Origin of the sequence: Blautia caccae, from assembly GCF_040095955.1 — a bacterium.
GTDB lineage: Bacteria > Bacillota > Clostridia > Lachnospirales > Lachnospiraceae > Blautia > Blautia celeris.
Map to the genome: position 1 here is coordinate 295733 of NZ_JBBMFP010000004.1, position 14310 is coordinate 310042.

Genomic DNA, 14310 nt, shown 5'->3' on the forward strand with positions numbered 1-14310 from the left:
TAGAATAACTATAATTAACAACGATCGGGGTGGAATACATTATGAGTAATTTGTTTGAGGCCAGCAAGCGTGAATCTGCTGTAGATATTGTAGTGAACAGTATCAAGCAGTTATTGATGGAAAGGCGTCTGAAACCGGGGGATAAACTCCCCAATGAACTGGAAATTTCCGAAGGATTAGGTGTCAGCCGAGGTTCCGTAAGGGAAGCCATGAAAATCCTGTCAGCCTTCGGGCTGGTGGACATCCGGGTGGGTAACGGCACTTATGTCTGTGAAACACCGGGAAATGAGCTGATTGACTCTCTTCTGTTCAGCTTTTTCGTGTCCAATCCTGACATCTCCAATCTCTATGAATTCCGGAAAATATTCGAGACCGATATTCTTGAATTGATTCTGGAGCACTATGACGAGAATGCCGCAGAACGCAAAAAGCTTGCAGAAAACCTGGAAGAGTTAAAAGCGCTGATCGACAGCGGTGCTCCCCAGTCTAAAATAACAGAAAATGATCTGGATTTTCACCGCCTCTTAGGACTTGCCTGCCATAACCAGATTGCTGCCAGGATTTATGCTTTTGTCATGGATTTTATGCAGGCATCTATCACCAATACCCACAAGCATCAGAATGGGGAGTATGTGTACAATACCCATATGGCGGTTTATGAGGTCATTGAGAAAAGGGATCACACCAGGATTGATGAAGTTGTGGACAGGACGGTGGAGGTTTGGTTTAAACTTCAGGACGCCTGATCAAAAGAGCCATCCGGCTTAAAAGCGGACGGCTCTTTTGCTTTTCTCTCAATCCCTGGAAACCAACAAAACCCGTTTCTCAAACCCGCCCCGCAGCCGCCGTTTTTCTTCCCGGACTTCCTGCAGTTTTTCCACGGTATATCCCCTGGCTTCGCATATGGCATAGATGACCTCCAGGGCGTCGGCGAGCTCTTCCAGCTCCTTGCTCTCCTGGTATTCTGCAATCTCCTCATCCAGCTTCTTGTCAAGCTCTGTTATGTATGCGGCCGCGGACAAAATTTCTGTATAGGGTATTCCGCCTCCCTCTCTTATGATATCCCGAATTTTATCCCGCACCAGTTTATTAAAGATTTTCATTACTCACCTCCGTATAAACACACCGCCCACTCCGGACGGTTTTCATTTTCCGTAAATAACAAAAAAACCCTTGAAAATTCAAGGGTTTTCATCGAGCTGCCTAGCGGATTTGAACCGCCGACCTCCGCCTTACCAAGGCGACGCTCTACCAACTGAGCCAAGGCAGCATTCCTAGTGATGTGCTGTGTAACTCGTCATCACAATTAAGAATTCTAACAAAAGTTGTGTCAAATGTCAAGATATTTTTGAAAACTTTTTTATTTTTTTGTCGCAGCAGCCAGAACGGTGTAATATGCCCCTGTGCGGTGCCCGGTTTGTGCACCGCACAGGTCATATTGTCACTGCTGTTTATCAATGCAGCGCTTTATTTTTTGTTTCCGCTGCAGTAGCCTGCCTGGAAATCCATGATGTTTCTGAGCTTCTGTCCCTGCATGTACCGTTTCAGGTTCTCCGTGCAGATATTTACCACCTTATCCAGGGTTTCCGGAAGGTGATAGAAGCCTGACACATGGGGCGTGATAAATACATTGGGATAATCCCACAGTCTGTGGTCAGCCGGAAGCGGCTCGGGCTTTGTCACATCCAGGGCCACGCCTGCCAGACGGCCCTCATCCAGCACATCGCAGAGGTCCTCTGTACAGACCGCATCGCCGCGGCCGCCGTTCAAAAAGAAGGCACCCGGCTTCATGAGATGGAACAGTTCCTTGTCAAACAGGCCCCTCGTCTCCGGTGTACTGGGCAGGAAGGAGACCACCACATCGGCATGAGGCAGCAGTTCTCTGCAGTCCTTCATCAGATGCGGCTCATCAATGTACTCCGGGCAGTTTCCCGGACTTTTCTTCACACCAATGACATAAGCGCCCAGGGCATGGGCCATCTTGGCAAAGTGGCGGCCGATATCCCCCATTCCGAAGATCAGCACTGTAGAGTCCGCAATGGAAGTCACGGTTCCGTGTTCGTCCCAGATATGCTTATTCTGACTGTCACGGTAGAGATGCAGTTTCTTCTGCATGGCTAACAGCATGGCAAACATATGCTCGGAAACAGTCTTTCCGTAGGCTCCGTTTGCTGTTGTGACAACTGTATTTTCATCCAGAATGCCCTGGCCTGTATAAGCGTCAGCTCCGGCAGAGTTTAACTGCAGCCACTGTAGTTTTTTGGAAGCTCTGATTTTATCTGCCGGGACATTTCCCAGAATGATATCCGCCTCCTGCACCTGTTCCCTGCTCACTTCCCTGATCGAGGAATATACAAAATGATTCCCCGGTGCCGCCTCCTCCAGAAGCTCTCTATGTTCTTCTCTCACAGGTATCACTACCAGAATTGTTTTTTCCCTCATGTTGCTACCTCCCGTTCTTTCTGCTGTAACACTTTAATGTTTTAATTATTACTATTTTAACAGGGCAAAGGATTTTCGTCAATCAAATGGAGTGTGGTAGTGCCGATTCTGTGATTTTCCACAGAGTGGACCAAGACCCGCACGCCTGAAAATTCACATTCAAATCTCTCGCCGTTTTTCGGCACCCTTCCTATGATGCTGCAGATAAATCCGTTGAATGTGTCATACGTGTCTGTGGGAAGATGAACACCCAGCGCCTCCGCCACATCGTCCAGCGGGGCACAGCCCTGTACCTTCCACTCCTTGTCACTGATCTTCTCGATTTCCCTGGGGCGCAGCGCTTCCTCCTCCTCGCACAGCTCCCCTACCAGGGCCTCCATCAGGTCATGAAGCGTGATGATGCCGGAGACACCGCCGTATTCGTCCACCAGCACGGCAAAATATGTCCTGTTCTTCTTCATATTGGAAAAAAGCACATCCGCCTTCATGCCGTCCGGCACAAACCAGGCCTTATCCACAGCCTGCGCCATGACAGCCTCACGCGATCTGTCCTCCATGCGGAAATAATCTCTGGTATCCAAAATACCCACAATATCGTCACAGCTCTCACCGCACACAGGATAAAAGGAATGGCGGGTACGTCTTATCATATCCTCCCACTCTGCCATATCATCTTCCAGATACAGCGCATCCACATCAATACGGTGGGTACAGATCTGTTCCGCATCCATATCGTCAAAATCAAATATATTCTGTATCATCTCATTTTCCCGGGCATCAATGGTTCCCTGGGCATTTCCCTCCATGAGAAGCATACGGATCTCCTCCTCAGAAACCTTCTCCTCCTCTTCCTCCGGGTTAATACCCATCAGCTTCAGGATCAGGTTCGTGGATACTGTCAAGAGAAATACCAGCGGCGCAAATGCCCTGGACACTCCATAAAGCATGCCCGACATGGACAGCGCCATGGAATCCGCCTTTTTCATGGCAATACGCTTTGGAACCAGCTCTCCGAATACCAGGTTAAAATAAGCCAGTATCAGTGTGATCAAAAATACGGCAATGGATTTCAGCACGGATTCCGGAATGGCCACCCCTGCTGCCGTCAGCCACCCCACCAGGGGTCCGGCAAAGTTTTCCGCTGCAAACGCACTTCCCAGCAGTCCTGCCAGCGTGATGGCAACCTGAATGGTGGCTAAAAACCTGGCGGGCTGTTCCGTCAGGGCAGACAGCTTCACAGCCCTCTTATCCCCATCCGCAGTCAGCTTGCGCAGCCGTGTCTCATTCATAGAGATCACCGCGATCTCCGCACTGGCAAAAGTCGCATTTAAAAATATCAAAACAACCTGTAAAAGTAAAGCTCCTATCATTATCCTATACCTCCTGAAATCGTATTATGGAATCTTTCTCCCCATCTGTATGGGAAGTATGAAAAAACACAAAAAGGCACAGCCTGTATCCGGATCTCTCCGTATACAGACCACGCCTTATCTATCCATAATACGACATGGGGCAGCTAATCTGCTAAATGCACTATCACTATCGTCGCTATCCTCCATGTGCGCAATCACATCCTTTCCTCTTATTGTGTATTAAGATACCACTAAAACGCGCACCTGTCAATGCTGTTCTTTTGTGACTGTTCACTCTAAGAATTCCCTGATCTTCCCCCGGATTCTCTGCAGGGCATTGTCAATGGACTTGGGGCTTTTCCCCATAGCCTCCGCAATCTGGGTGTAGGTCATACCTTCCAGATAAGAGTCCAGCACCCGGGTTTCAAAACGGCTCAGATGCTGCCGGATCTTCTCCTGCATGACATTTACGTTCTCCCTGTCAATGACAATGGCCTCAGGGTCCTGCTGCTCAAAGGCCAGACTGTCAAGAATGGGACTTTCCTCCTCGCTGAGGGAAATGTAGGAGTTCAGCGGCTTATTTTTAAGCCTTCCCGACATTTCTATGGCCTTATAGATCTGCCGCTCCACACACAGGTTGGCAAAGGTGGCAAAGGTGGCGCTTTTCCCCGGCTGGTAATCTCTCAAAGCCCTGAACAGGCCAATCATGCCCTCCTGGATCAGATCCTCCCGCTCGCCGCCCACAATGAACATGGCATGGGCCTTTTTCAGTACCATCCCCTTGTATTTCTCCATGAGATAGTCCTCCAGCTCCTGCTCACCGTCCCTCAGCCGCTCAATCAATTCTTCGTCCGTAAACTGTTCGTAATTATCCATATTTTATCCCAAAAGCCGCTGTCTCACAATTTCATAAGCCAAAACTCCCGCAGCCACGGAAGCATTCAGGGAATCAATATCACCTTTCATGGGTATGGATGCCACAAAGTCGCATTTCTCCTTAACCATGCGGGATACGCCTTCCCCTTCATTTCCAATCACAAGACCGATCGGCCCTTTCAAATCAAGCTGGTACATGCTGGTGCCGCCCATATCTGCGCAGACAAACCACAGTCCTTCTTTTTTCAGCTCCTCTATGGTCCTGGCAATGTTGGTCACTCTCGCCACAGGCGTGTAATTCAGGGCTCCCGCTGAGGTGCGGGCAACGGTGGCGGTAAGGCCCACTGCTCTGTTTTTCGGTATGATCACTCCGTGGGCGCCTGCCAGATTGGCAGTACGGATGATTGCTCCCAGGTTGTGGGGATCTTCGATGTTGTCAAGGAGCACCACAAAGGGAGCCTCTCCCTTTTCCCTGGCCTTATTCAGAATATCATCCACTTCCGCGTAGTCATAGGCCGCTGTCACGGCAATGACTCCCTGGTGTTTTCCGGTCTCTGACATCTGGTCCAGACGCTCCTTTTTCACGAACCGCACCATGGTATCGTGCTTTTTCGCCTCTCTCAAAATTGTGCGGACAGGACCGTCCTCACATCGCTCCAGCACAAACAGCTTGTCCACCACGCGGCCTGAACGGAATGCCTCCAGCACTGCATTGCGGCCCTCTACTTTACTCTCCTGGAATTTCTCTTCCATCTGCTTCTCCTTCTTCCAAACCTGTTTTTATCAGCTCCAGCATTCTGTCCCACTGCTCCGTAAGATACAGATATCCCATCAGTGCCTCAAAACCGGTTGCTCTTCTGTAATCTGACATACTGGCATTTTTCGCCATGGTATAAGATTTCGCATTTCTGCCGCGCTTGAATACGGCTGCCTCCTCCTCTGTGAGATGCGGTTTCAGCTTCTCGATCATGGAGGACTGGGCAGAGGCCTTTACAAGCCTGCTTGCCCGGTTGTGCAGTTTATTCACCTGTGTATTGCCCTTTTCCACCAGTATGGTGCGGATCACCAGCTCGTAGATAGCGTCCCCGATATAAGCCAGGGTCAGGGGAGAATACGTTCTGATATCCGTATCCTCCAGACAGAACATGTCTTTTAACTTTCTTAAGCTCTCTTCCATTGTACACCTTCTCTTGTATCCTTCAGGATGATGCCCATGGAGGCAAGCTGGTCACGAATCTCATCTGCCCGCGCGAAATCTTTTGCTTTTCTGGCTGCCTGGCGCTCCTCGATCAGGCCTTCCACTACAGAGTCCAGCACTTCTTCTTTTTTATTCACGATCAGGCCAAGTACATCGCACAGGCCTGTGATCTTGTCAAAGAGAAGTTTTACAAATGCTTTTGTGCTGCCGCTTCCCGCCTGGGTGTTGGTGAATTTTACAAGCTCAAAAACAGCCGCAATGGCATCTGCTGTATTGAAGTCATCTTCCATGGACTCCTCATATTTCTTCACAAGGCCTTCGATTTCCGGAAGCTGCGCCTTTTCCGCCTCCGTAAGCTCTTCATCCCGGGCATTTTCAAGCAGATGCTTTAACTGGTCCACGCAGGTCACAATACGGTCCAGCGCATTCTTGGAAGCCTCCATCAGCTCGGCGCTGAAGTTTAAAGGACTTCTGTAATGGGCATTCAGCATGAAAAAGCGCAGTACCTGCAGGTCATATTTCTCGCCGATCTCACGGACTGTGAAGAAATTGCCCAGAGATTTTGACATCTTTCTGTTATCAATGTTCAGAAATGCATTGTGCATCCAGTATTTTGCAAAGATTTTGCCGTTGCAGCACTCAGACTGGGCAATTTCATTCTCGTGGTGCGGGAATACCAGGTCCTCACCGCCTGCGTGGATATCAATCTCCTCGCCCAGATATTTTTTAGACATGACAGAGCACTCAATGTGCCAGCCCGGCCTTCCCTCACTCCAGGGTGATACCCAGTAAGGCTCCCCTTCTTTTTTCGGCTTCCAGAGAACAAAGTCAAGGGGATCTTCCTTCTGGTCCTCCCCTGATACCTGGATAGAACGGAATCCTGACTGCAGGTCATCCAGATTCTTGTGGGAGAGTTTTCCATACTCGCTGAAATTCTTTACCCGGAAGTAGACAGTGCCGTTCACCGCATAGGCAAATCCTTTGTCAATGAGCGTCTGGATCATGTCGATCATGCCGTCTATCTCCTGGGTTGCCAGGGGATGTGTGGTGGCAGGCTTTACATTCATATCAGCCATATCCTTTTTGCACTCTTTGATGTAGCGCTCGGAGATCTCTTCCGCAGGTACACCCTCCTCGATGGCTTTTGCAATGATCTTGTCATCCACATCCGTGAAATTGGATACATAGTTTACTTCATATCCCTTGTACTCCATATATCTTCTCACTGTGTCAAAGACGATCATGGGTCTGGCATTTCCGATGTGGATAAAATTGTATACGGTAGGGCCGCACACATACATTTTTACTTTTCCTTCCTCCAGGGGAACGAAGTCTTCTTTTCTCTTTGTCAGGGTATTGTAAATCTTCATGTCTCTACTCCTTTTCTTCTATTAATTCCTGAAGTTCGTATTCCAGCTTCTGCAGCTTTGACTTCAGGTGTTCATTCTCACTCTGCAGTTTTCTGATATCCTCCAGTACCGGGTCAGGCAGATGAACCTGGTCCATATCACTTCTTGGCACTTTCTGGTTCTCCCGCTTCACAATACGGCCCGGAACACCGACTACGGTACAGTTGGGAGGAATCTCCTCCAGCACTACGCTTCCCGCACCGATTTTGGAATTTTCCCCAATGGTGAAGGAGCCCAGTATTTTCGCCCCGGCACTTACCATCACATTGTCCTTCAGGGTGGGATGGCGCTTGCCGGTCTCTTTGCCGGTACCGCCCAGGGTCACGCCCTGGTAAAGCGTCACATTGTTGCCTATGACTGTTGTCTCACCGATGATAACACCGGTGCCGTGGTCAATAAACAGTCCCTTTCCTATTTTTGCCCCGGGATGGATTTCAATACCTGTTTTTCTGGCTGCCCTCTGGGAAATCCATCTGGCAAGGAAATAGTGGCCTTTTTCATAGAGCTTATGCGCCCTTCTATACTGGATCATGACCCGGAAACTGGGATACAGAAGGACTTCCAGCGGCGTTTTGATGGCCGGGTCCCTTTCCCGGATAACCTGAAATTCTTCTTTTATATGTTTGACAAATCCCATGGTTTATTTCCTTTCTATGGTAAATATGGAATAAAAAACGCCTCTATATGGCTGTTGCTGCCATATAGAGACGAAGAAATCACTCCGCGGTTCCACTCTATTTGAGGACATCAGTCCCCCGCTCACACCTTTAACGCAGGTACACGGACCTTCCCGTATGACAGGCAGGTCAGCTCCCGGATGCACTTTCACCTTTTCCTTTTTGGGCAGCTCTCAGCCGGTGACTGTCCTTCTCTGTAAAAATTCCCAGGTTACTCTTTCCGTTCACAGCTTTTTCCATATCTTTCTCTAGTTTATGCATAAATGGACTGTTTGTCAATGGATTTTTTCACTTTACGTTTTCTCTTGCCATCAGCAGACTGGTAAAGGAATCTGCCGGCATAGGTCTTGCATAGTAATAGCCCTGTCCGTATTCACATCCCACAGAGCGCAGAAAATCTCCCTGTTCCTTCGTCTCGATACCCTCTGCAATGGTGCGCATGCCCAGTTTTTTTGCCATGCGTACCAGGGAGGCCAGGATCTCAGGGCCTCTGCCGGAGATCCCCTGGTCTTCCAAGAATTTCATGTCCATTTTCAGGATATCCACAGGCACATCCTTCAGCATGTTCAGAGAGGAATATCCGCTTCCGAAATCATCCATCAGCACCTGGAACCCATAGTTCTGCAGTTCCTTCATGGCTGCCAGAAGCTGCTGGGGATTGTCCGTATAGGCACTCTCCGTGATCTCCAGCCGCATCATCTGCGGCTCCAGCCGGTACCTTTCTGTCAGGTCTATGATGCTTCTGCAGAGATTGGGATCATAGAACTCCAGCCTGGATACATTTACAGACACCGGAATGTTTCTTAAGCCGCGGCGCCTGAGCTCCATCATATTCCTGCAGACTTCCTCCCTGATGTAGGCGTCCAGCTTGATGATAAAGCCATTATGCTCAAAAAACGGAATGAAAAATCCGGGCGACACCATACCCTTTTCCGGATGGTTCCACCGCACCAACGCCTCAGCGCTCACCACATCTCCTGTGTTCAGGTCCACAACCGGCTGGTAATAAACCTCAAACTGTCTCTGGAGAAGTGCCTCCTCCATGGAGTTGGTAAGCTGCTGCTCACTTAAAACGACCTGATGGAGCTCGTCATTGTACACTGCGTAAGCGCGGTTTGAATTTCCCTTGACTGTACGCAGGGCCAGGTTTGCCCTGTCACACATGAGATCCACGGACATGCCCCTGTCCTCAATGGTGTAAACCCCGTAATAGAGATTGATCTTCTGCTCTATCTTCACAGACGCCAGGCTTTTCTCCATCTGGTCCCGCACCTGCTGCAGCTCCTCTGTCCCTGCCGGAAGGCATACGGCAAAATGGTCTGCCTCCAGTCTTCCGTAGGTCCCCTTACTTTTCAGGCATTTCTGAAGCCCCTCGGCAATCAGAAGCAGTATCCTGTCTCCCATAAAATTGCCGTAAAGCTCGTTGATCACCTTAAAGCGCTCAATATCAAACTGCACCATATTGTAGGTCCCCTCAGGATTCTGTCTCAGGAAATCCGCGGTCTTCCGACAGAAAGTGGAGCGGTTATAAAGGCCTGTGAGGGCATCATGATCCAGCAGGTACCTGAGCTCCTCATTCTTCTGCTCAATGAGAAGTTCATTCTCCCTGCTCTCCGTCACGTCGATATTCACGATGCGGAAGACAGGTACCCCGTCCTCCACCTTGTATTTCAGGGCATTCAGACTGAACCACCGAAGGCTTTTGTCCTTTCTTCTCACCTGATGGACCAGGGAGATCCTGTCATTACTGTCCTTGTTTTCCCGCAGCCGGTTAAGAATATATTCTGTATCGCCGCCAACCCACAGAGCAGTCAGATCACTGCTGAATTTCTCCTGGAACTCCTCCCTGTCATAGCCGAACTGCCGGCAGAATCCGTCATTAAAATACTCCACCTGCACCTTATCCGTCACCTTCCAGACACCAATGCCGCCCGGGACAGAGTCGATCAGGGAGTTCAATTCATTCCTGGTCTCAAAAAGGGCATTTTCCAGCCGTTTCCGCTCCAGAATATGCTTAACCACAATATTTTCTACACGCTTTTTTACCACCATGGCCCGGTACGGCTTGTTGATAAAATCGTCCGCCCCAAGCAGCAGGGCCCGCTCCTCCGAATTTTCCTTCTCTGAGGTTGCCATGATGACCGGAATACCCGAAAGTGTCTCCTCCTCCTTCATGGTTTTCAGGACCTCGAACCCGTCCATGCGCGGCATGACAATATCCAACAGGACAACATCCACCGGCTGGCTGCGAAGGATCTCCATGGCTTCCACTCCGTCTGCAGCCTGAAGAATGCTGTACTCGTCATCAAAGATATTCTCCAAGAGCGCTCTGTTCAATTCTACGTCATCTGCAATCAGCATGGTCTTTTCTCTCTGCATCTGTTTATAACCCTTCCTCGTTTTTCTCCTGTCTGTTCTCAAAAGCTTTTGGTGCCCTGCAGAATCTTTCTATCATATCCTGCATCTTCTCTGCAGTCCTCACTATCTTTTATTATAGCTCACAGTACGCCTGCAAACAAGATTTTTCCGGACAAAAACGGGTACAAAATCCTGCGATTCTGCACCCGTTTCTTACAAGAGGCTGATTTTTGTATTTTTATTTTCAAGGAAGGCTGTTCAAATCACAAAACTTAGCAGATGCCCTGAGCGAGCATTGCTTCTGCAACTTTTTCAAATCCGGCTGCGTTGGCACCGACTACATAGTTGCCCTCGTGGCCGTATTTCTTAGCTGCATCTACCATGTTGTGGCAGATGTTAACCATGATGCCCTGTAATTTTGCATCCACTTCTTCAAAGCTCCAGCTCAGACGCTCGCTGTTCTGGGACATCTCAAGTGCGGATGTGGCAACACCGCCTGCATTGGCAGCTTTGCCCGGTGCGAAGATAATGCCGTTCTCCTGCAGATATTCGGTAGCTTCCAGTGTGGTAGGCATGTTGGCGCCCTCGCATACTGCAAAGCATCCGTTAGCTGCCAACTGTTTTGCATCCTCAAGCTGCAGCTCGTTCTGTGTCGCGCAAGGAAGGGCAACATCCACTTTTACGCTCCACACACCTTTGCCCTCGTGGTATTCTGCATTCGGTCTGTAGTTCTTGTACTCCGTCAGACGGGCACGTTTTACTTCTTTGATCTCTTTTAACGCTGCCAGGTCAATGCCTTCGGGATCATAGATCCAGCCTGCGGAGTCGGAGCAGGTCACCGGTTTTGCACCTAACTGGTATGCTTTTTCAATAGCGTAAATGGCAACATTTCCTGCGCCGGATACGGCAACGGTCTTGCCGGCCAGCTCTTTGCCGTTTAATTTCAGCAGCTCTTCTGTCAGGTATAACAGACCGTATCCCGTAGCCTGTGTTCTCACCAGGGAACCGCCGTATGTGAGGCCCTTTCCTGTGAGAACGCCTTCGTAAGCGTTGCGGATTCTCTTATACTGGCCGAACATATAGCCGATTTCTCTTGCGCCTACACCGATATCACCTGCAGGTACGTCAGTGTCTGCACCGATGTGTCTGTACAGCTCTGTCATGAAGCTCTGGCAGAATGCCATAACCTCTCTGTCTGATTTTCCTTTCGGATCAAAATCAGAACCGCCTTTGCCGCCGCCGATGGGAAGTCCGGTGAGTGAGTTTTTGAAAATCTGCTCAAATCCCAGGAACTTGATGATTCCCAGATATACGGACGGATGGAAACGGAGACCACCCTTGTACGGTCCGATGGCACTGTTGAACTGTACGCGGTAACCTTTGTTCACCTGCACATTGCCGTTGTCATCTACCCACGGTACGCGGAACATGATCACGCGCTCCGGCTCAACCAGACGCTCCAGCAGTGCTTCTCTGCGGTACTTTTCTTCGTTTGCTTCAACAACAGGTTTCAGGGACTCCAGGACCTCTCTGACAGCCTGATGGAATTCCGGTTCACCTGGATTTTTCTTAACTACTGATTCAATTACCTCATCTACGTATGACATGACGATCCTCCTATAGTGATATGTGTAAAACTTATGTAGGTTATTATAAAACCTGTTGCCAGATTTTGCAAGTTTTATTTTTAGTTCCTGCAGATTTTTTCATAAATTTTACTTTTTCCGGACTTTTCTAAAGAAAAGTGAATCTTTCTTTCGTGAAAGTGTCATATACTTCTTCTATTTAAAGTGATTTATTTGTAGCGTATTGACAATACAAAACAAATGTCAGATTCTGGTCGTCCACTCTGAGCAGTCCCATACCTTGGAAACCAGGCCGTCATAGAACTCAGGCTCGTGGCATACCATGAGGATCGTCCCTTTATATTCCTTTAGGGCGCGCTTTAATTCTGCCTTGGCATCCGCGTCCAGATGGTTGGTAGGCTCATCCAGAAGCAGCAGGTTGGTCTCCCTGTTCAAAATCTTGCAGAGGCGGACTTTGGCCTGCTCCCCGCCGCTCAGTACCCGCACCAGGCTCTCGATATGCTTGGTAGTCAGACCGCATTTTGCCAGGGCTGCTCTCACCTCATACTGGGTATAGGCAGGGAACTCCTCCCAGATTTCCTCAATGCAGGTACGTTTATTTCCCTGGGGCATCTCCTGCTCAAAATAGCCGATCTCCAGATAATCACCCAGATGTACTTTGCCGGACAGCGCGGGGATCAGGCCCAGAATGCTCTTAAGAAGTGTGGTCTTGCCGATGCCGTTGGCACCCACAAGGGCAATCTTCTCTCCCCTCTCCACCGTGAGAGTCAAAGGCTTTGACAGCGGCTCTTCGTAGCCGATCACCAGCTCTTTTGTCTCCACCACAAAACGGCTGGGTGTCCTGGCTGTCAGAAAATGAAATTCCGGCTTCGGCTTTTCCTTTGCCAGCTCAATGACATCCATCTTATCCAGCTTCTTCTGCCTGGACATGGCCATGTTTCTGGTAGCCACACGGGCTTTATTGCGGGCAACAAAATCCTTCAGCTCACTGATCTCCTGCTGCTGCCTTTGGTATGCCGCCTCAAGCTGGGCCTTCTTCACTGCGTAGACCTCCTGGAAGTGGTCATAATCCCCCACATACCGGTTAAGCTGCTGATTGTCCATATGATAGATAAGGTTCACCACCTGATTCAAAAAGGGGATGTCATGGGAAATGAGGATGAACGCATTCTCATATTCCTGGAGATACCGTTTCAGCCATTCAATGTGCACCTCGTCCAGATAGTTGGTTGGCTCATCCAACAGCAGAATGTCCGGTTTTTCCAGCAGCAGCTTGCCCAGAAGCACCTTGGTCCTCTGTCCGCCGCTCAAATCCGTCACATCCTTGTCCAGCCCGATGTCTGAAAGTCCCAGTGCCCTTCCCACTTCCTCCACCTTGGAATCTATGATATAAAAATCGTGCATGGTGAGCATATCCTGGATGGTGCCCAGTTCCTCCATCATTTGGTTCAGCTCCTCCTCAGAGGCGTCCCCCATACGGTCGCAGATGGAATTCATATTCTCCTCCATCTCAAAAAGCCAGGCAAATGCGGATTTCAGCACATCACGGATGGTCATGCCTTTTTCCAGCACTGTGTGCTGGTCCAGATAGCCAACCCGGACATTCTTCGCCCACTCGATCTTACCCTCATCGGGCATCAGTTTGTTGGTGATGATATTCATGAAAGTGGATTTTCCCTCCCCATTGGCACCCACAAGGCCAATATGCTCGCCTTTTAAAAGGCGGAAAGATACGTCCTGAAAAATAGCCCTGTCACCGAAGCCGTGGGACAGATGTTCTACGTTTAAAATACTCATGTTTCCTGATCCTCTCCTGTTGTTTATTACTGCCGCTGGCAGCATCCGCCGCAGCCGCCGCCTGTGCGGTCATCCGGCATCAAATCCCTTGCGTCAGTCAGCGCGCAGATGGCCTGGGCGGAAATTCCCTCGCCGGCTCCCGTGAAGCCGAGTCCCTCCTCTGTGGTCGCTTTTATATTGACCTGGTTTGTCTCCAGATGCAGGACCTCCGCGATGTTCTCTGTCATTTTATCTATATGGGGCAGCATCTTGGGCTTCTGCGCAATGATGGTGGCATCGATATTATTGATCACATACATGTTTTCCTCCAGAAGCTTCCCCACATGCGCCAGAAGTTTCATACTGGATTCCCCCTCGTATTTTGGGTCCGTATCCGGAAAATGCCTGCCGATATCATGAAGGGCCGCAGCGCCCAAAAGTGCGTCCATAACGGCATGCAGCAGCACATCCGCGTCGGAATGCCCCAGAAGTCCCTTCTCCCAGGGAATCTTCACGCCTCCAAGTATCAAATCCCTTCCCTCTACCAGTTTGTGTACATCATATCCCATACCTACACGTATCATAGTGGTTCTCCTTTCCCGCCGTCGTTTTATCTGTTCTGCGGACAGACTGCCC

13 protein-coding genes, 1 tRNA gene and 1 other annotated feature are annotated in these 14310 nt (G+C 49.6%); of the genes, 1 reads left to right on the forward strand and 13 read right to left on the reverse strand.

The window, feature by feature from the left end; all coding sequences use genetic code 11:
- Positions 1-41 precede the first annotated feature (41 nt).
- Positions 42-746 carry a FadR/GntR family transcriptional regulator gene (locus tag WMO65_RS06465; protein WP_148392187.1) on the forward strand — a complete coding sequence of 235 codons (705 nt, stop codon included), beginning with the start codon at positions 42-44 and terminating at the stop codon, positions 744-746.
- Positions 747-794: 48 nt separating this feature from the next.
- Here WMO65_RS06465 and WMO65_RS06470 read toward each other — a convergent pair whose 3' ends face one another.
- The 13 genes from WMO65_RS06470 to ispF all read right to left on the reverse strand — a co-directional run bounded on the left by WMO65_RS06470 (position 795) and on the right by ispF (position 14255).
- Positions 795-1103, reverse strand: coding sequence for a nucleoside triphosphate pyrophosphohydrolase (locus tag WMO65_RS06470; RefSeq protein WP_148392186.1), 309 nt, complete (start codon positions 1101-1103; stop codon positions 795-797).
- 94 nt (positions 1104-1197) lie between these two features.
- Positions 1198-1270: transfer RNA gene (locus WMO65_RS06475), tRNA-Thr, on the reverse strand.
- A 197-nt stretch (positions 1271-1467) separates the two neighbouring features.
- A complete protein-coding gene (locus tag WMO65_RS06480) occupies positions 1468-2442 on the reverse strand; it encodes a D-2-hydroxyacid dehydrogenase (protein WP_148392184.1) in 975 nt (324 codons plus the stop codon).
- A gap of 56 nt (positions 2443-2498) precedes the next feature.
- Positions 2499-3812: a hemolysin family protein gene (locus tag WMO65_RS06485; protein ID WP_033142583.1), complete on the reverse strand. Its 1314-nt coding sequence runs from the start codon at positions 3810-3812 to the stop codon at positions 2499-2501.
- Between the two features lie 273 nt (positions 3813-4085).
- On the reverse strand, positions 4086-4670 hold the full coding sequence (locus WMO65_RS06490) for a sigma-70 family RNA polymerase sigma factor (RefSeq protein WP_148392182.1): 585 nt from the start codon (positions 4668-4670) through the stop codon (positions 4086-4088).
- 3 nt (positions 4671-4673) lie between these two features.
- Positions 4674-5423: a 23S rRNA (guanosine(2251)-2'-O)-methyltransferase RlmB gene (gene rlmB, locus WMO65_RS06495; protein ID WP_148392180.1), complete on the reverse strand. Its 750-nt coding sequence runs from the start codon at positions 5421-5423 to the stop codon at positions 4674-4676.
- A complete protein-coding gene (locus WMO65_RS06500; RefSeq protein WP_033142580.1) occupies positions 5398-5847 on the reverse strand; it encodes a Mini-ribonuclease 3 in 450 nt (149 codons plus the stop codon). The genes rlmB and WMO65_RS06500 overlap by 26 nt, the downstream gene beginning before the upstream one ends.
- Positions 5832-7238 (reverse strand): cysteine--tRNA ligase, encoded by a 1407-nt coding sequence (cysS, locus tag WMO65_RS06505; RefSeq protein ID WP_033142579.1) that lies wholly within the window; start codon positions 7236-7238, stop codon positions 5832-5834. The genes WMO65_RS06500 and cysS overlap by 16 nt, the downstream gene beginning before the upstream one ends.
- 4 nt (positions 7239-7242) lie before the next feature.
- On the reverse strand, positions 7243-7914 hold the full coding sequence (gene epsC, locus WMO65_RS06510; protein ID WP_103732416.1) for a serine O-acetyltransferase EpsC: 672 nt from the start codon (positions 7912-7914) through the stop codon (positions 7243-7245).
- Between the two features lie 63 nt (positions 7915-7977).
- Positions 7978-8191, reverse strand: a binding site (T-box leader).
- Positions 8192-8242: 51 nt separating this feature from the next.
- Positions 8243-10333 (reverse strand): two-component system response regulator, encoded by a 2091-nt coding sequence (locus tag WMO65_RS06515; RefSeq protein ID WP_033142577.1) that lies wholly within the window; start codon positions 10331-10333, stop codon positions 8243-8245.
- A gap of 251 nt (positions 10334-10584) precedes the next feature.
- On the reverse strand, positions 10585-11919 hold the full coding sequence (gene gdhA, locus WMO65_RS06520; protein WP_148392177.1) for an NADP-specific glutamate dehydrogenase: 1335 nt from the start codon (positions 11917-11919) through the stop codon (positions 10585-10587).
- Positions 11920-12141: 222 nt separating this feature from the next.
- Complete coding sequence (locus WMO65_RS06525) at positions 12142-13695, reverse strand: ABC-F family ATP-binding cassette domain-containing protein (RefSeq protein WP_054352568.1); 1554 nt, start codon at positions 13693-13695, stop codon at positions 12142-12144.
- Positions 13696-13721: 26 nt separating this feature from the next.
- Positions 13722-14255, reverse strand: a complete 534-nt coding sequence (gene ispF, locus WMO65_RS06530) for a 2-C-methyl-D-erythritol 2,4-cyclodiphosphate synthase (protein ID WP_279238053.1) — start codon at positions 14253-14255, stop codon at positions 13722-13724.
- Positions 14256-14310: the final 55 nt, after the last annotated feature.